Annotated in this window: 14 protein-coding genes and 1 tRNA gene; 10 read left to right on the top strand and 5 right to left on the bottom strand. The window is 74.7% G+C overall.

Annotated elements, in window-relative coordinates:
* Positions 1-92: 92 nt before the first annotated feature.
* A complete protein-coding gene (locus ACYVO2_RS14235; RefSeq protein ID WP_461008121.1) occupies positions 93-3,956 on the bottom strand; it encodes an ABC transporter ATP-binding protein in 3,864 nt (1,287 codons plus the stop codon).
* Positions 3,957-4,096: 140 nt separating this feature from the next.
* On the bottom strand, positions 4,097-5,065 hold the full coding sequence (gene speB / locus ACYVO2_RS14230) for an agmatinase (protein ID WP_461008120.1): 969 nt from the start codon (positions 5,063-5,065) through the stop codon (positions 4,097-4,099).
* Positions 5,066-5,486: 421 nt separating this feature from the next.
* Between speB and ACYVO2_RS14225 the strand changes: the two genes are divergently transcribed.
* Complete coding sequence (locus ACYVO2_RS14225; RefSeq protein WP_461008119.1) at positions 5,487-7,037, top strand: helix-turn-helix domain-containing protein; 1,551 nt, start codon at positions 5,487-5,489, stop codon at positions 7,035-7,037.
* Positions 7,038-7,132: 95 nt separating this feature from the next.
* Complete coding sequence (locus ACYVO2_RS14220; protein WP_461008118.1) at positions 7,133-7,939, top strand: phosphatase; 807 nt, start codon at positions 7,133-7,135, stop codon at positions 7,937-7,939.
* Between the two features lie 101 nt (positions 7,940-8,040).
* Here the strand turns inward: ACYVO2_RS14220 and ACYVO2_RS14215 are convergent, their stop codons facing one another.
* Positions 8,041-8,667 carry an SACE_7040 family transcriptional regulator gene (locus ACYVO2_RS14215; RefSeq protein ID WP_461008117.1) on the bottom strand — a complete coding sequence of 209 codons (627 nt, stop codon included), beginning with the start codon at positions 8,665-8,667 and terminating at the stop codon, positions 8,041-8,043.
* A 203-nt stretch (positions 8,668-8,870) separates the two neighbouring features.
* Between ACYVO2_RS14215 and ACYVO2_RS14210 the strand changes: the two genes are divergently transcribed.
* The 4 genes from ACYVO2_RS14210 to ACYVO2_RS14195 all read left to right on the top strand — a co-directional run bounded on the left by ACYVO2_RS14210 (position 8,871) and on the right by ACYVO2_RS14195 (position 14,851).
* On the top strand, positions 8,871-10,532 hold the full coding sequence (locus ACYVO2_RS14210; RefSeq protein ID WP_461008116.1) for a carboxyl transferase domain-containing protein: 1,662 nt from the start codon (positions 8,871-8,873) through the stop codon (positions 10,530-10,532).
* A 127-nt stretch (positions 10,533-10,659) separates the two neighbouring features.
* A complete protein-coding gene (locus ACYVO2_RS14205; RefSeq protein WP_461008146.1) occupies positions 10,660-12,726 on the top strand; it encodes an acetyl/propionyl/methylcrotonyl-CoA carboxylase subunit alpha in 2,067 nt (688 codons plus the stop codon).
* The gene (locus ACYVO2_RS14200; protein ID WP_461008115.1) at positions 12,723-13,685 is read left to right on the top strand and encodes a hydroxymethylglutaryl-CoA lyase; all 963 of its coding nucleotides are present in this window, start codon (positions 12,723-12,725) and stop codon (positions 13,683-13,685) included. Before ACYVO2_RS14205 ends, ACYVO2_RS14200 begins: the two co-directional genes overlap by 4 nt.
* Positions 13,686-13,687: 2 nt before the next feature.
* Positions 13,688-14,851, top strand: a complete 1,164-nt coding sequence (locus tag ACYVO2_RS14195; protein WP_461008145.1) for an acyl-CoA dehydrogenase family protein — start codon at positions 13,688-13,690, stop codon at positions 14,849-14,851.
* A gap of 996 nt (positions 14,852-15,847) precedes the next feature.
* On the opposite strand, the gene ACYVO2_RS14190 is transcribed toward ACYVO2_RS14195, so the two are convergent.
* Positions 15,848-16,381, bottom strand: a complete 534-nt coding sequence (locus ACYVO2_RS14190) for a universal stress protein (RefSeq protein WP_461008114.1) — start codon at positions 16,379-16,381, stop codon at positions 15,848-15,850.
* A gap of 1,311 nt (positions 16,382-17,692) precedes the next feature.
* Between ACYVO2_RS14190 and ACYVO2_RS14185 the strand changes: the two genes are divergently transcribed.
* From ACYVO2_RS14185 to ACYVO2_RS14170, 4 genes are all read left to right on the top strand, one after another.
* Positions 17,693-18,985 (top strand): GlxA family transcriptional regulator, encoded by a 1,293-nt coding sequence (locus tag ACYVO2_RS14185; RefSeq protein WP_461008113.1) that lies wholly within the window; start codon positions 17,693-17,695, stop codon positions 18,983-18,985.
* A gap of 5 nt (positions 18,986-18,990) precedes the next feature.
* The gene (gene orn / locus ACYVO2_RS14180; protein ID WP_461008112.1) at positions 18,991-19,593 is read left to right on the top strand and encodes an oligoribonuclease; all 603 of its coding nucleotides are present in this window, start codon (positions 18,991-18,993) and stop codon (positions 19,591-19,593) included.
* Positions 19,594-19,729: 136 nt separating this feature from the next.
* Positions 19,730-19,802 (top strand) — tRNA-His (locus tag ACYVO2_RS14175).
* Positions 19,803-20,108: 306 nt separating this feature from the next.
* Positions 20,109-20,807 carry an O-methyltransferase gene (locus tag ACYVO2_RS14170; RefSeq protein WP_461008111.1) on the top strand — a complete coding sequence of 233 codons (699 nt, stop codon included), beginning with the start codon at positions 20,109-20,111 and terminating at the stop codon, positions 20,805-20,807.
* 1,918 nt (positions 20,808-22,725) lie between these two features.
* On the opposite strand, the gene ACYVO2_RS14165 is transcribed toward ACYVO2_RS14170, so the two are convergent.
* Positions 22,726-23,754: a LacI family DNA-binding transcriptional regulator gene (locus ACYVO2_RS14165; protein ID WP_461008110.1), complete on the bottom strand. Its 1,029-nt coding sequence runs from the start codon at positions 23,752-23,754 to the stop codon at positions 22,726-22,728.
* Positions 23,755-23,822 lie beyond the last annotated feature (68 nt).

Below are 23,822 nucleotides of genomic sequence, written 5' to 3'. Positions count from 1 at the left end.
GAGCCGATCGGGGCGGGCCGGAGCGGACCCGGGCACGGCGAGCCCGGGCGGGGTGAGCCGGCCGGGACCGGGGTGCCGGCCGCGGGGCCCGGTCAGGCTATCGCCGTGGCCTGCTCGGCCTCGCCGGTGAAGGTGCGCCACAACTGCGCGTAGCGCCCGTCCATGGCCAGCAACTGCTCGTGGGTGCCGTCCTCCACGACGCGCCCGTGGTCCATCACCACCACCCGGTCCGCTCGGGCCGCGGTGGTGAGGCGGTGCGCCACCACCAGCGTGGTGCGGCGTCCGGCGAGGCGCTCGGTGGCCTGGTTGACCAGACCCTCCGTGGCCAGGTCAAGGGCGGCCGTGGCCTCGTCCAGCAGCAGCAGATCGGGGTCGACCAGCTCGGCGCGGGCCAGGGCCACGAGCTGCCGCTGGCCGGCGGAGAGGTTGCGTCCCCGCTCGGCGACGCGGTGCAGGTAGCCGCCGTCCAGCGAGGCGATCATCGCGTGGGCGCCCACCGCGCGGGCGGCGGCCTCCACCTCCTCGTCGGTGGCGTCCGGGCGGCCGTACGCGATGGCGTCCCGGATCGTCCCCGGGAACAGGTACGGCTCCTGGGGCACCACCCCCAGGCGCTGCCGGTACCCGGTCAGGTCCAGCTCGCGCACGTCCGTGCCGTCCACCCGCACGGCGCCCGCGGTCGCGTCGTAGAACCGGGCCACCAGCTTGACCAGCGTGGACTTGCCCGCGCCGGTCTCGCCGACGAACGCCACGGTCTGCCCGGCGGGGATGCGCAGGCTGATCCCGGACAGCGCCTCCTGCTCGGTAAGCGTGCCGTCCTCGCCGCGGTAGCTGAAGTGGACGTCGTCGAACACCACCTCGCCCCGCAGCCGGGTGACCGGGACGGGCCGCTCCGCCTGCGGGGTGCCGGTCGGCAGCCGCAGCAGCTCGCGGATCCGGCCCAGGGAGACCGCGGCCTGCTGGTAGCCGTCGAACACCTGGGAGAGCTGCTGCACGGGAGCGAAGAACAGGTCGATGTACAGCAGGTACGCCACCAGGGCGCCCGCGGTCAGCGTCCCGTCGCCGACCCGGCCGGCGCCGACGATCAGCACCAGCGCCGCCGCCACCGAGGACAGCAACTGCACGAAGGGGAAGTAGACGGAGATGTACCACTGACCGCGCACCCGGGCCCGGCGGTAGTCGTCGCTGCCGGCCTCGAACACGGCCAGGCTGCCCCGCTCACGGCGGAACGCCTGCACCACGCGCAGCCCGGCGACGTTCTCCTGGAGCCCGGCGTTGACGACCGCCACCCGCTCCCTGGCCAGCTCGTACGCGCGCGACGCCTTCCGCCGGAACACGTACGTCCCGACGATCAGGAACGGCAGCGTCGCGAAGACCAGCAGGGCCAGCTCCACGTCGATGACCAGCAGGGCCACGAAGATGCCGAAGAAGGTGAAGAGGCTGACCACCGCCGTGACCAGGCCGGTCTGGAGGAATGTCGAGAGCGCGTCCACATCGGTGGTCATCCGGGTCATCACCCGGCCGGTCAGCTCGCGCTCGTAGTAGTCCAGGCCGAGGCGCTGCAACTGCGCGAAGATCTTCACCCGCAGCGTGTACAGGATGCGCTCGCCGGTCCTGCCGGTCATCCGGGTCTCGCCGACCTGCGCGGCCCACTGGATGAGGACGATCGCGAGCGCGGCGAGGGAGGCCACCCACACCGCGCCGAGGGCGAGGCGCTGCACGCCCTCGTCGATGCCGTGCCGGATCAGCACGGGCAGCAGCAGCCCGGCGGAGGCGTCCACCAGGACGAGCGCCAGGCCGGCCAGCAGCGGACGGCGGAAGTCGCGCAGGATGCGACGCAGGCCGAACTCCGGGTCGGGCGTGAGCGCGGCCTCCTCGTCCACCTTCGGCGTGTCGGTCGCCGGTGGCAGCGCCGCCACCTTGGTCAGCAGCTCCGGCGTCGCCGGCATCCCGGACATGGCCGCGGCCATGCCTCCGCCGGGGGCCGGGCCCGCGGCGGTCCCGGCCGCGGGCCGCTGGCCGTCCGGCTGGTGCAGGTCGCGCCGCCACAGCTCGGGAGTGATTCCGCCGCCGGAGGCGGCGGGCCCCCCGGTCCCGGTGCCGCCGTCGCGCGCGTGCCCGTCCACCAGGGCGCGTATCCGCGCCCCGTCCACGGGCGCGCCCTTTCCGTCGCCGTTCCCGTCCCGCAGGGCGAGGCCCGCCGGGTCGGCCTTCCTCACCTCTCCGGCGAGCGCCTCGGGGTCGGTGAGCAGCCGCCGGTACAGCGGGCACCGCTCCTCCAGCTCCTCGTGGGTGCCGAGGTCCACCAGGCGTCCCGCGTCGAGCACGGCGATGCGGTCGGCCAGCAGCAGCGTCGAGCGCCGGTGGGCGATGAGCAGGGTGGTCCGTCCGCACATCACCGTGCGCAGCGCCTCGTGGATCTCCGCCTCCACCCGCGCGTCCACGGCGGAGGTGGCGTCGTCGAGCACGAGCAGGCGGGGGTCGGTGAGGATCGCCCGGGCCAGGGCCATGCGCTGCCGCTGCCCGCCGGACAGCGTCAGGCCCTGCTCGCCGACGACGGTGTCGTACCCGTCGGGCAGCTCGCGGATGAACCCGTCGGCGCGGGCGGCGCGGGCGGCGGCGAGCAGTTGCTCCTCGGTGGCGTCGGGCCGCCCGTAGAGGATGTTGGCCCGCACCGTGTCGGAGAACAGGAAGCTGTCCTCGGGCACGATGCCGATCGCGGACCGCAGCGAGTCGAACGTCAGCTCCCGCACGTCGTGCCCGCCGACCCGCACGGAGCCGGAGGCCGCGTCGTAGTACCGGGGCAGCAGCAGCGACAGGGTGGACTTGCCGGAGCCGGAGGTGCCGACCACGGCGAGCGTCTCACCCTGGTCGATGCGGAGACTGAGCCCCTTGATCACGGGCTGCTCGGCGTCGTACCCGAACGTCACGTCGTCGAACTCGACGGTGGCCGGAGCGTCCTCGGGCAGCGCGCGGGCGTCGGGGCGCTCGCGGATCAGCGGCTCAGTGTCGATCAGCTCGTAGACGCGCTCCACGCCCGCCCTGGCCTGCTGGCCGACGGTGAGGATCATGGTGAGCATCCGCACCGGGCCGGTGAGCTGGGCCAGGTAGGTGGAGAAGGCGACGAAGGTGCCCAGGGTGATCTGGCCGCGCGTGGCCATCCAGCCGCCGAGCGCCAGCATGCCCACCTGGCCCAGGGACGGCACGGCCTGGAGGGCGGGGTTGTAGTGGCTGTTGAGCCGGACGGTCCGCATCCGGGCGGCGAACAGCTTGCGGCTGACCCGCCGCAGCTTGGCCATCTCCTGCTCTTCCTGGCCGAAGCCCTTCACCACCCGGACCCCGGTCACGGCGCCGTCCACGATCCCGGCGACGGCGGCGGCCTGGCCCTGGGCGTACCAGGTGGCGGGGTACAGGCGGGTGCGGCTGCGGTCGGCGATGAACCACAGCGCGGGCGCGACGGCGAGGGCGACCAGGGTCAGCAGCGGCGAGAGCGTCAGCATGACCACCAGGGAGAGGACGAACAGCAGCACGTTGCCGATCGTCATCGGCAGCATGAACAGCAGGCCCTGGATGAGCTGGAGGTCGGAGGTGGCCCGGCCGACGACCTGGCCGGTGTCGATCTCGTCCTGCCGGGCGCCGTCCAGGCGGGTCAGCGAGCGGAACATGTCCGTCCGCAGGTCGTGCTGGACGTCGAGGGCGAGCCGCCCGCCGTAGTAGCGGCGCACGTACGTCAGCCCGTAGACGGCCAGCGCGGCGACGACCAGCAGCACCGCCCACGGCGCGAGCGGACGGGAGCCGTCCACGATCACGTCGTCGATGATCAGCTTGGGGATGAGCGGCACCAGCGCGGTGACGGCCATCCCGGCGAGCGAGGCGCCGAAAGCGAGCAGCACATTGCGCCGGTAGCGCCAACAGTGGCGGGAAAGCCGCCGCAACCAGCCCTGGCCCTGATCAGACACCCGCTACCTCCGGAAAGCTTTCAGCCGTCAACGGACTGCAACCCACCGAACGGATCTTTGATTCCCGCCGGGGCGCCGGGTGCGGTCGGCGACCCGGCGGCCAGGTCGCCTCCGGTGCGCGGCCGAGGCGTCCGGCGCGGTCAGCCCTCCGCCCGCGCGGCGGCGATCTGCCGCGACATGATCGTGGTCAGCTCGTACGCGGTGTGGGACGCGGCGACCGAGGTGATCTCGGCGTGGTCGTACGCCGGGGCGACCTCCACCACGTCCGCGGAGACCAGGCGGCAGGACGCGAGCCCGCGCAGGATCTCCAGCAGCTCGCGGGAGGTGAGCCCGCCCGCCTCCGGGGTGCCCGTGCCGGGGGCGTGCGCCGGGTCCAGGACGTCGATGTCGATGGAGATGTACAGCGGCCGGTCGCCGACGCGCTCGCGCAGTTGCGCCGCGACCTCGTCCACACCGCGCCGCATCACGTCCGCGCTGGTGACGATGCCGAAGCCCATCCTCTCGTCCTCGTCCAGATCCTTCCTGCCGTACAGCGGGCCGCGGATGCCCACGTGGGAGAGCGCCTCGGTGTCCAGCAGCCCCTCCTCGAAGGCCCGCCGGAAGGGGGTGCCGTGGGTGTACTCGGCGCCGAAGTAGGTGTCCCAGGTGTCCAGGTGGGCGTCGAAGTGCAGCAGCGCCACCGGACCGTGCCTGCGGGCGACGGCCCGCAGCAGCGGCAGGGCGACGGTGTGGTCGCCGCCGAGGGTCATCAGCCGGGCGCCCGTGTCCAGCAGCTCGCCGGCCGCGGCCTCGATGGTCTCCACGGCCTCGCCGATGTCGAACGGGTTGGCGGCCACGTCCCCGGCGTCGGCGACCTGGGCGAGCGCGAACGGGGAGGCGTCCTGCGCCGGGTTGTAGGGGCGCAGCAGGCGGGACGCCTCGCGTATCGCGTTGCCGCCGAAGCGTGCCCCGGGCCGGTAGGAGACCCCGGCGTCGAACGGCACCCCGACCACGGCGACGTCCGCCGTGCCCACCTCGTCGAGGCGGGGCAGCCGGGCGAAGGTGGCGGGACCGGCGTAGCGCGGGATCCGGGAGGAGTCGACGGGGCCGCGCGGCTCGGTGGTGGTCATCGTGGCTGCCTTTCGGTGCGGCTCGGGGCGGCGCCGGGGGCGGCGCTCCGTCCCGGGCACCGCCGTCCGTTCGTCCGCCTGCTGGTCTTCTTCGTCCGCCCGCCGTCCTCTCGGTGTCGGCGCGGGCGCCGCCGCACGGCGCGTCCGCGGGACGCCCCCTCGCCCCGCGGTGGACGCGCCGGTGGGCCGGGCGCGGCGGATGCGCCACCGGCCCGTGGCGGGCGTCCCGGCCGGAGGCGCGGCGACCACGGCGCGGTCGAGGGCCATCCGGCCTCCGGAGCAGGGGAGGCGGGGGGACGGATCGACTGTAGGTGGCCCACGGAGGTCGAAGAAGTGTACGTTTCATCCACTTGGCCCGGCTCGCGGTGGAGGAACCATCCGGTCCGGGCCCGTCCGCCGCCCCTGACCGCACGGAATGCCCATGACCGATCCCACCACCGGTGGTGGCGCCGTGCACACCGGGCGCGACCCCGCGTCCGCCACCCCTGCCGTGCCCCTGGCGTCGCTGCTGGACGGCCCCTGCGCCGGGAGCGGCCGAGCGGAGGGCGCCGCCCGCGGAGGGCTGGGGCTGCGGCAGCTCGCCGGGCCCGACGCCGCCGGGGTGCCCGTCCACTGGGTGCACACCAGCGAGCTGGAGGACCCGGCCCCGTACCTGCTGGGCGGGGAGCTGCTGCTCACCGCGGGCGTGCACGTCCCCGTCGAGGGCACCGACGCCTACCTGGACCGCTACGCGGCGCGGGTCGCGCGGGCGGGCGCGGCGGCGCTCGGGTTCGGGGTGGCGCCGCTGCACGACACCGTCCCGCGGGCGCTGGTCGCGGCCTGCGAACGGTACGGGCTGCCGCTGCTCGAGGTGCCGCCGCGCACCCCGTTCGTCGCGGTGGCGCGAGCGGTGTGGCTGGCCGTTTCCGAGGCCAGGCACCAGGAGCTGCGCCGCATGGCGGAGGCCCAGCGCGGTCTGGCGACGGCGGCGGGCGGCCCCGACCCGGTGCCCGCGGTGCTGCGCAGGCTCGCGGGGACCCTGGACGCGTGGGTGGTGCTGCTGGACGAGCGGGGGCGGGAGCTGCACACGGCGGGGGCCAGGCCCGGCGACCCGGTGCCCGCGGACCTGGTGGCGCTGGCCGCCGAGCTGCGCGGCGGTCGGGCCACGGCGGCGGACCACGCCCGGGGCCGGCACCTGGCCGTCCACGCGCTGCCCGGCTCCGGCCTGGCGCTCGGTGTGGCGGCGTCCCGCCAGGACGCGGTGGACCGGTCGGTGGCCGGGGTCGCCGCGGTGCTGCTGTCGCTGCTCACGGGGCCGCGGCGGGGCGTGGCCGCGGCCGAGGGGGCGGCGGGCGCCCTGGTCAGGCTGCTGCTCGGCACGCCGCCGCGGGAGGCGGCGCCGCTGCTCGGCGAGGGCCCGTGGACGGTGGTGCGCGGGCGCGGGGCGCGGCCGCAGGACGCCGGTGCCGCGGCCACCGCGCTGGGCGCCGCCCTCGGCACGCCGTTCGTCGACGTGGACGGCACGGAGCTGCGCGCGCTGCTGCCCGCCGGCGCCGAGGTGTCCGCGCAGCCCGGCTGGACGCTCGGGGTGAGCGCCCCCGCCTCGCCCGACGGGCTGGCCGGCGCCGACGGGCAGGCCGAGCGGGCGTTGCGGCGCGCCCTGGGCACCGGGGTGCCGGTGGCCCGTCACCGCGCCGGCGACCGCGGGGTGTCCGCGCTGGTGTCCCCCGCCGAGGCGGCGGCGCTGGCCCGGGAGCGCCTGGCCCCGCTCGCCGGCTCCCCCGCCCTGGTGGAGACGCTGCGCACCTGGCTGTCGCTGCACGGCGGGTGGGACCACACCGCCGCCGCCCTCGGGGTGCACCGCAACACGGTGCGGCAGCGGATCGCCCGGATCGGCGCCCTGCTCGACTGCGACCTGGGGGACGCGGACGTGCGCATGGAGCTGTGGTTCGCCCTGAGCTGGCTGCCCGGGCAGGGGGACGGCGCGGGCTGAAACCCCGGCGCGCCCGGGTCCGGCGTGACATGTGCCACGACACGTGTTCGACGCCGTTCCGCGGGCGGTGTCGTCACACGTTGGACAATGTCGCCATGCCGACAGACTCCATGCCTGCCCCCGTGCCCACCCGTTCCCAGCTCATCGCCCACCTGGTCGAGACCCGCATCGCGGGCGACGTGGCCACGCCCCGCGACAACAACCGCTCCCACTACCAGGAGCTGGCCGACGGCAACCGCCACTTCTGGCTCGGTCTGGAGTTCGGCGACCGCTGGACCGACGAGCGGGCGATCCTGGCGGTCATGGCCGAACGCGTCGGCGTGGTCGCCGACCCCGAGCACCGGGCGGGACAGGACACCATCGACCCGGAGCTGACGGTGGACGGGCTGGACCGGATGGCGGTGGCCCTGCGCAAGGCCGCGGAGAGCCGGCAGCGGGTGCTGGTCGCCACCGGGCACCCGGGCGGGCTGCTGCCCGTCCACCAGGCGGTGGCCGACGCGCTCCGCGCTGCGGGTTGCGAGATCGTCCTGCCCGCCGAGCGGCTGTACGCGGACGGCGGGGACATCCGGCACGTGGGCGGGGTGGCCATGGTGCACCGCGGCGGCAGCCTGGTGCACACGCACTCCCCCGAGCCGATGACCGCCATCCTCGACGCCCTGGAGCGGGACGGCCGGCCCCTGCCGGACCTGGTCTTCGCCGACCACGGGTGGGCGGGCTGCGCGGGTCAGCGCGGTGTGGACGCGGTGGGCTTCGCCGACAGCAACGACCCGGCGCTGTTCCTGGGGGAGGCGGAGGGCACGCTGGTGGCGGTGGTGCCGCTGGACGACAACGTGCCGCCGCACCACTACGCGCCGATGACGGCGTACCTGCTGGACGCGGCGGGGCTGGGCCGGCCGGAGTAGCGGGCCCTCCCGCTCCGCGGGGGTGCCGGTCGGGGCGAGCGGCGTGGTCTTCCGCGGCCGCCCGCCCCTTCGTCACCCGTTCGAGTGGGGGGCCTCGCCGCTCACGCCGTCGCCACGGCCCCGAACGCCCCCAGCGCCAGCCGGTGCAGCAGATCGGCCATGGCGGCGCGGTCCAGCGCGGCACCGCGCGGGGCGGCGCTGTGCGGGGTGGAGTTCAGCAGGCCGAAGACGGCGTGGACGGCCGCGCGGACCCGGGGCCGGGGCACCCGCGGATGCACCTGCGCGACCACCTCCACCCACAGCTCCACGTACTGCCGCTGGAGCTGCCGCACCAGCTTGCGGTCCGACTCCCGCAGCCGGTCGAGCTCGCGGTCGTGCAGCACGATCAGCGGGCGGTCGTCCAGCGCGAACTCGATGTGCCCGCGGACCAGCGAGTCCAGCGCCTCCGCGGCGCCCGCGGCGCTGTCCCTGCGGCGCCTGCCCTCGGCGAGCAGCCGCCCGCTGATCCCGACGAGCAGCTCGGCGAGCATCGCGTCCTTGCCCGCGAAGTGCCGGTACAGGCCGGGCCCGCTGATGCCGACGGCGGCGCCTATCTCGTCCACGCCCACGCCGTGGAAGCCGCGGGAGGCGAACAGCCTGGCCGCCTCGCGCAGGATCTGCTCCCGGCGCGACCCGGCGGCTCTGTCGGCGCCTTCGCCCCTGTCGGCCCCGTCTGCTCGCTCGGTCATGGCATCGGACACCCGGCCATTCTAGACAGCGGCGTTAGCAGGCGTTAACGTGGAGTCACGTTAACGATCGCTAACACGCGGGTCGATCACCGGTGTGCGCGATCGTGGACGCATGGGTGCCGGGGCGACCGCCACGGCGCCGCCCGCCCACCGGATCCGTCACCACCCCGGCCCACCTCCGGGGGCAAAGGAGCTTCCAGGCGATGGGACAGCAGACCGTCATCGCGCCCGCGGACGCCCGGGCCCCCGTCCTCGGCACCGCCGCGGACCCGGCCTCCGACTCCTACCGGAGCAACGCCGAGGCCCACACGGCCCTGGTCACCGAACTGCGCGCCAAGCTCGCCGCCGCCCGGCTCGGCGGGGGCGAGCGGGCCCGCGCCCGGCACACCGCCCGCGGCAAGCTGCTGCCCAGGGACCGGGTGGACACCCTGCTCGACCCCGGCTCCCCCTTCCTCGAGCTGGCCCCGCTGGCCGCCGACGGGCTGTACGGGGGCGATGCCCCGGCCGCCGGGGTGATCGCCGGAATCGGCCGGGTCGCGGGCCGCGAGGTCGTCGTCGTGGCCAACGACGCCACGGTCAAGGGCGGCACCTACTACCCGATGACGGTGAAGAAGCACCTGCGCGCCCAGGAGGTGGCCCTGGAGAACCGGCTGCCGTGCGTGTACCTGGTGGACTCCGGGGGCGCGTTCCTGCCCATGCAGGACGAGGTGTTCCCCGACCGCGAGCACTTCGGCCGCATCTTCTACAACCAGGCCACCATGTCCGCGCGCGGCATCCCGCAGATCGCCGCCGTCCTGGGCTCCTGCACCGCGGGCGGGGCGTACGTCCCGGCGATGAGCGACGAGGCGGTCATCGTCCGCGACCAGGGCACGATCTTCCTCGGCGGCCCGCCGCTGGTGAAGGCCGCCACCGGCGAGGTCGTCACCGCCGAGGAGCTCGGTGGCGGCGAGGTGCACTCGCGGGTCTCCGGCGTCACCGACCACCTCGCGGAGAACGACGAGCACGCGCTGCGCGTCGTCCGCGGCATCGTCTCCACCCTGGCCCCGCGCGCCCCGCGCCCCTGGGACGTGGCACCGGCCGAGGAACCGGTGGTCGACCCGGCGGGCCTGTACGGCGCGGTGCCGGTGGACTCCCGCACCCCGTACGACGTGCGGGAGGTGATCGCGAGGATCGTGGACGGCAGCCGGTTCGCGGAGTTCAAGGCCGAGTACGGGCAGACGCTGGTCACCGGCTTCGCCCGGATCCACGGCCACCCGGTGGGGATCGTCGCCAACAACGGCATCCTGTTCAGCGAGTCCGCCCAGAAGGGCGCCCACTTCATAGAGCTGTGCGACCAGCGCGGCGTGCCGCTGCTGTTCCTCCAGAACATCTCCGGCTTCATGGTCGGCCGCCAGTACGAGGCCGGGGGCATCGCCAAGCACGGCGCCAAGATGGTCACCGCCGTGGCCTGCGCCCGGGTGCCGAAGCTCACCGTGGTCGTCGGCGGGTCCTACGGCGCGGGCAACTACTCGATGTGCGGACGCGCCTACTCCCCCCGGTTCCTGTGGATGTGGCCCAACGCCAAGATCTCGGTGATGGGCGGCGAGCAGGCCGCCTCCGTGCTCGCCACGGTCAAGCGGGACCAGTTGGAGGCCCGGGGGGAGCAGTGGGCCGCGGAGGACGAGGAGGCGTTCAAGGCCCCGATCCGCGCCCAGTACGAGACCCAGGGGAACGCCTACTACGCCACGGCCCGGCTGTGGGACGACGGTGTGATCGACCCGATGGACACCCGTACCGTCCTGGGCCTGGCCCTGACCGCGTGCGCCAACGCGCCGATCCCGCAGCGGGATCCGGCCGCCCCCGGCTACGGCGTCTTCCGGATGTGAGGGGAACGCACTCATGAGCAACACCGCCTTCGACACCCACGGCACCGGCGCGGCCGGGGCCGCCGGTGCGCCCCTGCCCCGGGAGGGCGCCCGCCCGGCCGGTTCCCCCGCGCAGGGCGCGCCCGCCATGTTCGACACCGTCCTGGTGGCCAACCGCGGCGAGATCGCGGTCCGGGTCTGCCGCACCCTGCGGCGGCTCGGGATCCGCTCGGTCGCCGTGTACAGCGACGCGGACGCCGGTGCCAGGCACGTGCGGGAGGCCGACACCGCCGTGCGCATCGGGCCGGCGGCGGCGGCCGAGAGCTACCTGTCGGCGGAGCGCCTGCTGGACGCCGCGCGGCGCACCGGCGCGCAGGCCGTCCACCCCGGCTACGGCTTCCTCGCCGAGAACGCGGACTTCGCCCGCGCCTGCGCCGAGGCCGGCCTGGTCTTCATCGGCCCTCCGGCCGACGCCATCGAGCTGATGGGCGACAAGATCCGGGCGAAGGAGACCGTCGAGGCCGCGGGGGTGCCCGTGGTGCCCGGCAGCAGCGGCTCCGGGCTCACCGACGCCCAACTGATCGACGCCGCGGCCGAGATCGGCACCCCGGTGCTGCTCAAGCCCTCCGCGGGCGGCGGCGGCAAGGGCATGCGCCTGGTGCGGGACGCCGCCGCCCTGCCGGAGGAGATCGCGGCGGCCCGGCGCGAGGCGCGCGGCGCGTTCGGCGACGACACCCTGCTGCTGGAGCGGTGGATCGACCGGCCCCGCCACATCGAGATCCAGGTGCTCGCCGACGGCCACGGCCACGCCGTCCACCTGGGCGAGCGCGAGTGCAGCCTCCAGCGCCGCCACCAGAAGATCATCGAGGAGGCGCCCTCCGTCCTGCTGGACGAGGCCACCCGCCAGGCCATGGGCGCCGCGGCGGTGCGGGCCGCCGAGGCGTGCGGCTACGCGGGCGTGGGGACCGTGGAGTTCATCGTCCCCGGCGACGACCCGGCCGCCTACTACTTCATGGAGATGAACACCCGTCTCCAGGTCGAGCACCCGGTCACCGAGTACGTGACCGGACTGGACCTGGTGGAGTGGCAGTTGCGCGTGGCCGCGGGCGAGCGGCTGTCGCTGCGGCAGGAGCAGGTCACCCTCACCGGGCACGCCGTGGAGGCCCGCGTGTGCGCCGAGACCGTCTCCGCACGGGACGGCGGCCGCTCCTTCCTGCCCTCCGGCGGCACCGTCCTGGCCCTGCGCGAGCCGCAGGGGGAGCACGTCCGCACCGACTCCGGCCTCGCCGTGGGCACGGAGGTCGGCACCGCCTACGACCCGATGCTGTCCAAGGTCGTCGCGTACGGCCCCGACCGGCCGACCGCGCTGCGGCGCCTGCGGGCCGCGCTCGCCGAGACGGTGATCCTCGGCGTGCCGACCAACACCGGTTTCCTGCGGCGGCTGCTCGCCCACCCCGACGTGGTCTCCGGGAACCTGGACACCGGCCTGGTGGAGCGCGAGGCCGAGCGGCTGGCGGAGCCCGCCGTCCCCGCCGAGGTGCTCGGCGCCGCGGCGCTGGCCCGGCAACTGGCGCTGGAACCGGCCGGCGAGGGATGGACCGACCCGTTCGACGTGCCGAGCGGATGGCGCCTGGGCGAGCCCGCCTGGACGGTGCACCGGCTGCGCCCGCCGGGCGGCGAGCCGGTGGAGGTGCGGGTCCGCGGCCGGGCGAACGCCGCCGAGGTGGCGGTGGGCGACGCCGCTCCCGTGCCCGCCGCCCTGGACCGCGGCGAGGACGGGCGGCTGCACCTGGTGTGGGACGGCGTCACCCACACCTTCCACCACACGGGCGACTGGCTGGGCAGGGACGGCGACGCCTGGGCCCTGCACCCCTACGACCCGGTGGAGGCCGCCCTGCGGGGAGCGGCGGCCAAGGGCGAGGACACCCTCACCGCCCCCATGCCCGGCACCGTCACCGTCGTCAAGGCGGCGGTCGGCGACGAGGTCACCGCGGGGCAAGGGCTGCTGGTGGTGGAGGCGATGAAGATGGAGCACGTCATCACCGCGCCCCACGACGGCACGGTCAGCCGGATCACCGTCGCCCCGGGCGCCACCGTCGCCATGGACGAGCTGCTCGCGGTCGTCACCCCCCGGGAGGCGGAGGGCGAGCAGACGCCGCAGGGCGGGACCCCGGGCCCGGAGTCCGGGGGCGGCGGCGAGGAGGCCCGGCGATGACCGACACGCCCGTCACCGGCCTGCCCATGGCCTTCCCTCTCGAGGGGCTGCCTCCACGGGTGCGCATCCACGAAGTGGGCCCCCGCGACGGCCTCCAGAACGAGAAGGGCATCGTTCCGGTCGAGGTGAAGGCCGAGTTCATCGAGCGGCTCGCCGCGGCCGGACTCGACACGGTGGAGGCCACCAGCTTCGTCCACCCCAAGTGGGTGCCCCAGCTCGCGGACGCCGAGGAACTGATGCCCCGGCTGACGCCGCTGGCCGCCGCCGGGACACGGCTGCCCGTCCTGGTGCCCAACGAGCGCGGCCTGGAGCGGGCGCTGGCCCTCGGCGCCACCGAGATCGCCGTGTTCGGCAGCGCCACCGAGTCCTTCGCCAAGGCCAACCTGAACCGCACGGTCGACGAGGCGCTGGCGATGTTCGCGCCGGTGGTGGCCAGGGCCAAGGAGGCCGGTGCGCGGGTGCGCGGCTATCTGTCCATGTGCTTCGGCGACCCCTGGGAGGGCCCGGTGCCGCTGGAGCGGGTCACCGGCGTCAGCCGCCGCCTGCTCGACCTCGGCTGCGACGAGCTGTCCCTCGGCGACACCATCGGCGTGGCCACCCCCGGCCACGTCACCGCCCTGATCGACGCGCTCACCGCCGCCGGCGTGCCGGTCACCCGCATCGCGGTGCACTTCCACGACACCTACGGCCAGGCCCTGTCCAACACCCTCGCCGCGCTCCGGCGCGGCGTGACCACGGTGGACGCCTCCGCCGGCGGCCTCGGCGGCTGCCCCTACGCCAAGAGCGCCACCGGCAACCTCGCCACCGAAGACCTCGTGTGGATGCTCCAGGGCCTGGGCATCGCCACCGGGGTCGATCTCGGCCGTCTCGTCGCCACAAGCGAGTGGATGGCCGACCGGTTGGGCCGGCCCAGCCCGTCCCGCACCGTCCGCGCCCTCTCCCACAAGGAGCAGTCATGACGATCGATCACCGGCTGGACGCCGAGTACGAGGAGCTCCGCCGCACCGTGGAGCGGTTCGCCCACGAGGTGGTCGCCCCCAAGATCGGCGAGTACTACGAGCACGACGAGTTCCCCTACGAGATCATCCGCGAGATGGGCCGCATGGGCCTGTTCGGGCTGCCCTTCCCCGAGGAGTACGGCGGCATGGGCGGCGACTACTTCGCGCTCTGCCTGGCCCTGGAGGAACTGGCCAGGGTGGACTCCTCGGTGGCGATCACCCTGGAGGCCGCGGTCTCGCTGGGCGCGATGCCGATCCACCGCTTCGGCACCGAGGAGCAGAAGCGCACCTGGCTGCCGAAGCTGTGCTCGGGCGAGATGCTCGGCGCGTTCGGCCTGACCGAGCCGGAGTGCGGCTCCGACGCGGGCGGCACCAGGACCACCGCCCGCCTCGACCCCGAGACCGACGAGTGGGTGATCAACGGCACGAAGTGTTTCATCACCAACTCGGGCACGGACATCACCGGGCTGGTCACGGTCACCGCGGTCACCGGCCGCAAGCCCGACGGCCGCCCGCTGATCTCGTCCATCATCGTGCCGACCGGCACGCCCGGCTTCACCGTCTCGAAGAAGTACAGCAAGGTCGGGTGGAACGCCTCCGACACCCGTGAGCTGTCCTTCACCGACTGCCGGGTCCCGGCGACCAACCTGCTGGGTGAGCCCGGCCGCGGCTACGCCCAGTTCCTGCGGATCCTGGACGAGGGCCGGATCGCCATCGCGGCCCTGGCCACCGGGCTCGCCCAGGGCTGTGTGGACGAGTCGGTGGAGTACGCCAGGACCAGGCAGGCGTTCGGCCGCCCGATCGGCGCCAACCAGGCCATCCAATTCAAGATCGCCGACATGGAGATGCGCGCGCACACGGCCCGGCTGGCCTGGCGCGACGCGGCGTCCCGGATGCTGCACGGGGAGCCGTTCAAGAAGGAGGCGGCGCTCGCGAAGCTGTACTCCTCGGAGATCGCCGTCACCAACGCCCGCGAGGCGACCCAGATCCACGGCGGCTACGGCTTCATGAACGAGTACCCGGTGGCCCGGATGTGGCGGGACTCCAAGATCCTGGAAATCGGGGAGGGCACCAGCGAGGTCCAGCGCATGCTGATCGCCCGCGAACTGGGCCTGGCAGCGGACTGAACGACCACCCGCGTCCGGGGGGAGGGCTGGCCGCGGCGGCGGACCCCGGAGAGGCCCGCACCCTGCTGCGGCGGGCACCAGAGCTGCCCGCACTCCGCTGCGGCGGGCGCCGGAGCTGCCCGCACCCCGCTGCGGCGGGCGCCGGAGCGGGCCGGCACTGCGCCAGAGCACGGAGCACGGGGAACAGGGCACAGGCATCCAACGGGGCAGAGGACACAGAACGGAGGAGCAGCCCGCCCCCGGCGCCCCGGGGCCCGGTCGGGTGCTGAGATCCGACGGGGCTGGCCCCCGGCTCGGGTGGGCGCTGCTGACGAGGTTGGGCTCGGCGGGGCGGGGATCGGCGGGGCGGGGCTTGGTTGATGTCGGCCCCGGCCCCGGGCAGGCCCGGGCGGGCCCCGGGCAGGCTCCGAGGCGAACAGGGGTGCACAGGGGCCGCTCACCCCCGTGCAAGGGTCCCGCCTGTCCGTGGGCCCGGTCGGAGACCCGGGAGAGCGGTCGCGCGCCGTCCCGGTGCTCGCCATGGGCGACCAGCAGGCCCATCGGCTCCGTCGGCTCCCCCGGTGCCGCGCACGCCGCCGGCGGGGGCGGCAGCGCGGCGCGGGACGCCCCAGGAGGCCGGCTGCCCTCCACGCGCTCCCATGCACCCGTCCACCGGCCGCCCAGGCCACCGCCCCGCGCACAGGCGCTGAAGCCGCCGCTCAGGCTACGTCGGCCTCACTCCGACCACCGCAAGGGCCGAGGGGCGCCGACCACCCGTCAGAAAGCCTTCCCATCCCCTCAGACGGGCCGCAGCGGGGCTCTGAGGCCATCTCCCCGCCTCCAACACCCCGGAGCCCGCCCAAGAGGCTCACAAGCCGTCTCGCCGACCCTGCACGGGCCGCGCCACAACACACGGCAGGCCGCACCGGCACGCGCGGCGGGCGGGGGCTCGGACCTCGCCCTCACCCGGCTGCCGCGGGCCGCCCGTCCGTCAGCCCGGCGCTCGCCGCTGAGCCGCTACGGGACCACGACCACCGGTCGTTGCGCCCTGCGGGCGAGGCGGCCCGCCACCGAGCCGAAGATCTTGCCGATGACGCCGTGGGTGCTGCCCACCACGATGGCGTCGGCCGCGTACTCCCGGCCGACCTCCTCCAGTTCGTGGCAGATGTCACCGCCGCGCTCCACCAGGATCCACGGCACGTCCTCCAGATAGTCGGAGCAGGCCAGTTCCAGGCCCAGCACCTCCGTGCGGTGGTCGGGGACGTCCACGAAGACCGGGGGTTCGCAGCCCGCCCACACCGTGGCGGGCAGACGGTTGGCGACGTGGACGATCACCAGGCCCGACCCGGACCGCCGGGCCATGCCGATCGCGTACGCGAGTGCGCGCTCGCTCGACATGGAACCGTCGAAACCGACCACCACTCCGTGCTGGAAGGCGGGGTCGCAGGCTGGGCGGGACTGACTGGCCGCCTCCGCGTCCGACGCCGGACCGGCGAGGGGCTTGAGGGGCTTGTTGCCTTCTGCGGGCTCGGGGATCTCGTTACCGGCCATCTCTGGTCGCTTCGGCGTCAAGGCCGATGTCTCGGCGGAACTGGAATGTTGAAAATGAAAGGGCGTGGAATCGCCTTACCTGGGCTACTACCCCCAGGGTACGGCGACGCAACGTCCCGGCACAGGCGCATAGCGTACAAATCTCGCGATTCCTCCCGCTTTGCGGAGACACGAGGCGCTTCCCGCCGCCCCGAGCCGGGCCGTGGAGGGAGCATGCCGGAGGTCGGCCCATTCCGCAATGGGCTGGTTGTCCGGTCCCGCCCGCACGGGCGGCGTGACCTCGGGCCCGTCCGCGCGTTGTGCCACGGGACACACTCTCGCGCGTCCACGAGGTCCGGCCCGCCGCCCCGCGCCGGGGCCGAGGGCCCCGCGCGACGGGCGGAACACGGAGGGAAGGTGCCACCCTGTCCGGTTACCGGCCCCCTTGGCCCGACTCCCCACTCCCCGGCCGCCCCACCGTGCCGCGCCCCCGCCCGGCGCCGCCCCGCCCCCTCCCCCGGCCGCGGCCCGCTCCGCTGCCCCGGGCGTCCGCAAGCCCCCGCGCGTCCGCGGGAGAGGTGGTGCGGTGGGGGCTGTTCGCCTCCGCGCTGGTGCCGGCCGCGCTCGCGCTGTGCGGTGTGCCGCTCTCCCGAGCCCTGGCCCCGGGAGCCGGTCTCGCGCTGGTGGCGGTGGTGTGCCGGGCCCTGCTGCGCCGGTCGCTGCGAACCCCGCGCGGACCCCGCGTCGCACCACCCGGCGCGCGCCACGCCCCCGGCGCCGTGAACCCGCCGCCCCCCTCGCACCGAGACGGCCGGAACCGCCTGCCCGCACGTCCGGCTTCGGCGTCCCCGCCCGCCGCCGAGGCAGGGGCGCACCGAGGTGGACGGCATGCGGCGAGGCGCACCACCCGGCGCTGAACGACAGAACCCCGCCCCCACCCGTCACTTTTCGGCCAACTTCTCAAGCATCCGCAACCTTCGCGCGCACACGGCCCGAACAGGGGTACTGCCCTGGCCAACCGGCACGAGGACGGCGTCAGGTCCCTAGAAACCACGGAAGACGAGGTAAGGCGCACTTCCCTCGAAGCCCCACCAATGCAACAGTTCGTGATCGAATGCTTTACGCCACGTGTTCATGTGGACGTTGCAGCGAGTGGTGAACTTGTCACACCAGCCTCTTCGAACGCAGTAGATTCGATCTTGGGCAACACGTCGGGGGAGAACACAGATGCAGAACTGGAGAGCCAGTCGCCGGCGTCCCGGATAAACGGGCCCACCGGCGCTGGAGGGCGGAACAAGCGAGGGGGGCTTTAGGGCCATGAGCCAGGACTCCATGACCGGTCTTGCACCGGATGGTGCGGTTGCGTCTCCCCGCCCCGTGACATCAGCGATCGGCACCGCGGGACGCAAGCTCTCCGCACGCCGACGCCGCGAGGTGGTCGCGGTGGTGCTGTTCAGCGGCGGACCCATTTTCGAGAGCTCCATTCCCCTGTCCGTCTTCGGCGTCGACCGCCAGGACGCCGGGGTGCCGCGCTACCGCCTCCTGGTGTGCGCGGGCGAGGAAGGACCGCTGCGCACCACGGGCGGTCTGGAGCTCACCGCTCCGCACGGCCTGGACGCCGTCGCCCGCGCGGGCACGGTCGTCGTCCCGGCCTGGCGGTCGATCTCCCAGTCGCCCCCGGCGGAGGCGCTCACCGCGCTGCGCCGGGCGCACGAGGAGGGGGCACGGATCATAGGGCTGTGCACGGGCGCGTTCGTGCTCGCCGCCGCGGGGCTGCTGGACGGCCGCCCCGCGACGACGCACTGGATGTACGCGCCCACGCTGGCCAAGCGGTACCCGACGGTCCATGTGGACCCGAGGGAGCTGTTCGTGGACGACGGCGACGTGCTCACCAGCGCGGGCACGGCCGCCGGGATCGACCTGTGCCTGCACGTGGTGCGCACCGACCACGGCGCCGAGGCGGCGACCGCGCTGGCCCGCAGGCTCGTCGTGCCGCCGCGGCGCCAGGGAGGACAGGAGCGCTACCTCGACAGGTCATTACCAGAGGAGATCGGCGGCGACCCCCTCGCGGAGGTCGTCGCCTGGGCGCTGGAGCACATCAACGAGCAGTTCGACGTCGAGACCCTCGCGGCGCGCGCCTACATGAGCCGCAGGACGTTCGACCGCCGGTTCCGCTCGCTGACTGGGAGCGCTCCTCTCCAGTGGCTGATCACCCAGCGGGTGCTCCAGGCACAGCGGCTGCTGGAGACGTCCGACTACTCGGTGGACGAGGTCGCCCAGCGCTGCGGCTTCCGTTCGCCGGTGGCGCTGCGCGGGCACTTCCGCCGCCAGCTCGGCTCCTCCCCCGCCTCCTACCGGGCGGCCTACCGGGCCCGGCGGGGGCAGGAGGAGCCGGTGGAGCGCGCGGAGGGCCCGGGGCTCGGCAAGCCGCCGTCGGACATGTACGCCTCCCGCCCGCAGGAGCAGCACGCGCGGGCGGACTCGGCCGTGGGCCGGGGCGAGCAGCAGGAGGGAGGCAGCAGGCAGCGCGGCCGGGCCGAGCCGATGCCGCAGGGCCGGCAGGTCCCGGCGCGATCCGCGCGCGGCCCCGTGGTCCCGGGGCAGCGTGATCGCGCCGTAGGGTGAGACACATGAACGACCGGATGGTCTGGATCGACTGCGAGATGACAGGGCTGTCCCTGCACCACGACGCTCTGGTGGAGGTGGCCGCCCTGGTCACCGACTCCGAGCTGAACGTGCTCGGCGAGGGGGTGGACATCGTGATCCGCCCTCCCGCCGAGGCGTTGCGCCAGATGCCGGACGTGGTGCGCGAGATGCACACCGCGTCCGGGCTGCTGGAGGAGCTGGAGTCGGGGGTCACCCTCGCCGAGGCCGAGGCACAGCTTCTGGGCTATGTGCGCGAACACGTGGCCGACCCGCGCCGGGCGCCGCTGTGCGGCAACTCGGTGGCCACGGACCGGGGCTTCCTGGCCCGGGACATGCCGGAGCTCGAGGCGCACCTGCACTACCGGATCGTGGACGTGTCCTCGATCAAGGAGCTGGCGCGCCGCTGGTACCCGCGGGCGTACTACAACAGCCCGGAGAAGAACGGGAACCACCGGGCTCTCGCGGACATCAGGGAGTCGATCGCGGAGCTGAAGTACTACCGGGAGGCGATCTTCGTGCCGCAGCCCGGCCCGGACACCGACACGTGCCGGGCCACCGCGGCCAAGTACGTGCTGCCTCCGGGTTGACCGGCGGCCCCGGGTCCCGCCGCGCCCTTCGGCCGGTCCCGCCGGCCGGAGGGCGCGGCCCGGGAAACCTGGCGACGAGCACCCCCCGGTTCCCTGTATAGTTTTCGAAGCCGGTGCGGAGACGACACCGGCGATGGTGGGCGTAGCTCAGTTGGTAGAGCACCTGGTTGTGGTCCAGGTGGCCGCGGGTTCGAGTCCCGTCGCTCACCCCGAGAGGTCCGGCCCCGGACAGCGCGAGCTGTCCGGGGCCGGACTCATGTGCGGGCGTCGGGTCCGCAGGAACGCCGCATCGGCTTTTTCGGCCCGGGGTCACCGCCGGGCGCCGACGAGCGCCGCGCCACGCCGCGACGGCACCCCCGCACCCGCCTTGCCCGCACCCGCACCCGCACCCGCACCCGCACCCGCACCCGCACCCGCACCGAACAACGCCGCGCGGGAACTCCTGTGCGGGCGCGTCGGCAAACGGTATGTTCGCTGCCGGAACATTGCGCGGCGGCGAGTGAGGCGGGGGATCCATGCACCAGGACCTGTGGACCGACGTCGACAACTGGTTCGAAGAGCTGCTGGTGCCGGGCGACCCCGTGCTGGACGAGGCCCTGCGGGCCGGGGACGCGGCCGGCCTGCCCGCGCACAGCGTCGCCCCGAACCAGGGCAAGCTGCTGCACCTGCTGGCACGGATCCGCGGGGCGCGCTCGGTGCTCGAGATCGGCACGCTCGGCGGCTACAGCACGATCTGGCTCGCCAGGGCGCTGCCCGAGGGCGGGCGGCTGGTCACGCTGGAGGCCGACCCCGCGCACGCCGAGGTGGCGCGCGCCACCATCGCCCGTGCCGAGCTCGCCTGCACCGTCGACCTGCGCGTCGGCAGGGCGCTGGACACGCTGTCGCGGCTCGCCGCCGAGGGCGCGGGCCCGTTCGACTTCGTCTTCATCGACGCCGACAAGCCCAGCAACCCCGACTACCTCGCCTGGGCGCTGAGGCTCACCCGGGCGGGCAGCGTCATCGTCGCGGACAACGTGGTGCGCGAGGGCGCCGTCGTGGACCCGGGGAGCGACGACCCCAGGGTGCAGGGGGTGCGGCGGTTCACCGAACTGGTCGCGGCGGAGAAGCGGCTGACCGCCACGGCGGTGCAGACGGTGGGCGGCAAGGGGTGGGACGGGTTCGTGCTGGCCCTCGTCACCGGGGAGCCCGGGGAGTCCGGGGAGTCCGGGGAGTAGGGCGGACGGGCTTACAGGGCGTCAGGGCGGCCCCCGGCGCGGTCCGTGGAGGGTTGAGCCGGGTGGGCCCCGACGCCCGCCATCAGGTCGCCCGGCGCCGAGGCGCGGGCGCGCGGCCGTCGCAGCCCCGCCGAACCGGCGTAGGCGCGGGCCCGGCTCCTCCGTGACGAGGGTCGCGGACACGCTCCCCCCTCCCCCGGACGGGCCGCCGCGCCCGGAACGGACGGGCTGGGCGGGGCGGAGCGGCGAGATTGGCGGCATCGCGTTCGCCGGGGATGCGGATTCCGCCGCGATCGTCGCCCGCGGGCGCTGACGGCGAGTCGGTCGCGCGGCGGACGGCACCGGGAGCCGCCGCGGTGGCACGGGCGGACGCCCGTCGCCGCCGTCCCCGCCGCCGCGATCGGGGCGACGGCCGCTCCCGGTCCGCGACCCGGGTCCGCCGGGAGGAGCGGTCGGCGTCCGGTGGGGTGCCCCGGGCGGCGCGGCGCGCGGTTTTATACCAGCGGCTGATTCCGGACCGAGCACGAAGATGTGAAGGCTTTGCGAGGGTCCTTATACGACTTCTGAAGGGGCCAACCGAGACGTCAATCGCTCAAAGCGTGGGTTTGTCCAAAAAATGAACGAGAGCACTGTCGAACACGTCAGAGCGAGGGGTCCGCGACCGGGCAGCGGAAACGGGAATGGGGCCCGGAAACGGAAGCGTTCGGGCGCCGGGAGAGGGCTCAGGAAAGAGGGCGACGGGGCTCGCCGGACGGGGTTGCCGGGCGCCCGCGGGGGGCCGGATGTCACGAAAGCGGAGTCTGCCGACGAGGGCTCAGGCGGCCTCGGACCGCACAATTCCAGCCGTCATCAAGTGGCGCTACAGGCGGAATGCGCGATTCCGCCGGATGGGGACGGAGTGCGGCGGTCGCTCTGGGGCTCTTCGCCGTCCGGCCCCGGAGAGGGCCGCCGAAACGCCGCCGTGCGGGGCGGAATGGCATGTCAGAGGGCCCGGAGACGAGGGGAGAGGATGAAGGGGGCCGGGCGGCATGGTGTTCGGCCGTTCACGGCCCGGACGGCGGCTCGGCGGGAGCCGCGGGTCGGCAAACGTGGGTCGCGGCACCGTCCGCCATGCCGCTCAGGGCCGGGTGGGCGGGGAAAGCCGGCGTCGGGGCCCCGTTCACCGCCGGGGGAACGGCCCCGGAGGCACCTTCGGCCGGGGCTCGACCGCCCAGCTCCCACACCCCGCGCCGCGGTGATGCGGGCACGGCGGCCAGGGAATGGGGGACGACCGGAAGCCGCGGGGGCGGGCCGGCTCAGGCCCTCCGGGACGGGGGCCTGCCCGGGAGAGGGCGTGACCTGGGCTTCGCGCGTGTCCCCCGCGTCCGGCCGCCGTGCCGGCCGGTGGTGCGGGGCCTGCGGCGGCGGGCTGCTGCGGACGTCGCGCCGAAGGAAGCCCGCCCCGCCCGGATCGGCCCTCGCAGCTCCTACTCCCCGCAGGGAAGCGCCCCATCCGAACGCCTCTGAGCAGGAACGTCGGACCGTGACAGGTCGCGGCCGCCCCCACAGCCCGACGCAGCGGCCGCCCACCGCCCGTCGGAACGCCGTGGCCCTGAAAGCGAGAAGGCCCCGAACCCGGGGCCTGTCGGCGCGCGAAGCGCCACGGTGGTGTCGAGCCGCAGCAACGGAGCCGCCCTGCGGCGAGGAACGTCGGCGTCCGCATCCGCGCAGGTCACCGCCCCAAGGGCGGCACCGTGACGCGCTGTCGTCCCAGCGGGAGCGCGGCCGCCCGAGGGCCCACTGGCGAACCGCCCGTCCCTCTTCGCGGGGGCCGGCAGCCTGAGTGCGTCCGGGCCGCCGCGACGGGCAGCCCGCGCGGACGTTCGCAACCGCGCCGCGGAACCCACTCACCAGCCCCCGGCCCGGAAAGCCCCCGCCCCTACGCCGACCCCCGCGGCACCAGCTCCGTCGGCAGGACCACCTGGCGCCGCAGCCGGCCGGGTTCGGCGATCTCGTCCAGGAGGAGCCGCGCCATGGTGCGGCCCATCTCCTCGGTGGGCTGCCTGACGCTGGTCAGCGGGGGGTCGGTGTGCCGGGCGACCACCGAGTCCTCGAAGCCCACCAGCGCCACGTCGCCGGGCACCGACCGGCCCGTCTCGCGCAGCACCTGGAGCGCGCCGGACGCCATCACGTCGGACGCGGCGAACACCGCGTCGATGTCGGGGCGGCGCTCCAGCAGGGTCCGCATCGCCCGGCGGCCGCTGTCCTCGGTGAAGTCGCCGGCCGCGGCCAGGTCGTCGTCGCAGGCCAGGCCGCCTTCCTCCAGGGCCTGGCACCAGCCGTCGAGGCGGGAGCGCGCCACGTGCATGTCCAGCGGCCCGGTGATCGTGGCGACCGTGCGGCAGCCGCGCCGCAGCAGGTGGCGGACGGCGGACCTGGCGCCGCCGGTGTTGTCGGCGTCCACGTAGCTCACCGACTCCAGGTCGGAGCGGCGGCCGGAGAGCACGGCGGGCATCTCGATGCGGTTGAGCAGGTCGGGCAGCGGGTCGTCCTCGTGCACGGACACCATGAGGACGCCGTCCACGCGGTGCGCCGCCAGGTACTGGCCGAGCCGGTCCCGCTCGTGGCTGGTGCGGACCATGGTGAGCAGGAGCTGCATGTCGGTGTCGGCGAGCTCGCCGCTGACCCCGCGGATGATGTCCGAGAAGTAGGGTTCGGCGAACAGCCTGGTCTCCGGCTCGGGGATGACCAGCGCGATGGAGTCCGTCCTGCTCGTGACCAGCGACCGGGCGGCGCGGTTGGGCACGTAGCCCAGTTCGGCGATGGCGGTCTCCACGGCGACCCTGGCGCGTTCACTCACCTTGGGCGACCCGTTGATGACCCGCGAGACCGTTCCGCGGCCGACTCCGGCGAGCGCCGCCACGGCCTCCAACGTGGGTCGGCGACCCCTGGCACCCGCCTGACTCATGCCTGTTACCTCTCTCCCCCTCGACGTGCCGCCACGTTAAGGCGTACGGCCTATTGTGCGCTTGTGCG

Source organism: Streptomyces capparidis (assembly GCF_054782095.1).
Note: the sequence above shows the minus strand (reverse complement) of the source record. Positions and strands in the feature narration are given on the sequence as shown.

Bases quoted from the DNA above. Each gene is read 5' to 3' on its own strand.
- ACYVO2_RS14170 (WP_461008111.1), top strand. From the start codon at position 20,109: ATGCACCAGGACCTGTGGACCGACGTCGACAACTGGTTCGAAGAGCTG.
- ACYVO2_RS14215 (WP_461008117.1), bottom strand. From the start codon at position 8,667: ATGACCGAGCGAGCAGACGGGGCCGACAGGGGCGAAGGCGCCGACAGA.
- ACYVO2_RS14220 (WP_461008118.1), top strand. From the start codon at position 7,133: ATGCCGACAGACTCCATGCCTGCCCCCGTGCCCACCCGTTCCCAGCTC.
- ACYVO2_RS14190 (WP_461008114.1), bottom strand. From the start codon at position 16,381: ATGGCCGGTAACGAGATCCCCGAGCCCGCAGAAGGCAACAAGCCCCTC.
- ACYVO2_RS14225 (WP_461008119.1), top strand. From the start codon at position 5,487: ATGACCGATCCCACCACCGGTGGTGGCGCCGTGCACACCGGGCGCGAC.
- ACYVO2_RS14205 (WP_461008146.1), top strand. From the start codon at position 10,660: ATGTTCGACACCGTCCTGGTGGCCAACCGCGGCGAGATCGCGGTCCGG.
- orn (WP_461008112.1), top strand. From the start codon at position 18,991: ATGAACGACCGGATGGTCTGGATCGACTGCGAGATGACAGGGCTGTCC.
- ACYVO2_RS14165 (WP_461008110.1), bottom strand. From the start codon at position 23,754: ATGAGTCAGGCGGGTGCCAGGGGTCGCCGACCCACGTTGGAGGCCGTG.
- ACYVO2_RS14185 (WP_461008113.1), top strand. From the start codon at position 17,693: ATGACCGGTCTTGCACCGGATGGTGCGGTTGCGTCTCCCCGCCCCGTG.
- ACYVO2_RS14200 (WP_461008115.1), top strand. From the start codon at position 12,723: ATGACCGACACGCCCGTCACCGGCCTGCCCATGGCCTTCCCTCTCGAG.
- ACYVO2_RS14210 (WP_461008116.1), top strand. From the start codon at position 8,871: ATGGGACAGCAGACCGTCATCGCGCCCGCGGACGCCCGGGCCCCCGTC.
- speB (WP_461008120.1), bottom strand. From the start codon at position 5,065: ATGACCACCACCGAGCCGCGCGGCCCCGTCGACTCCTCCCGGATCCCG.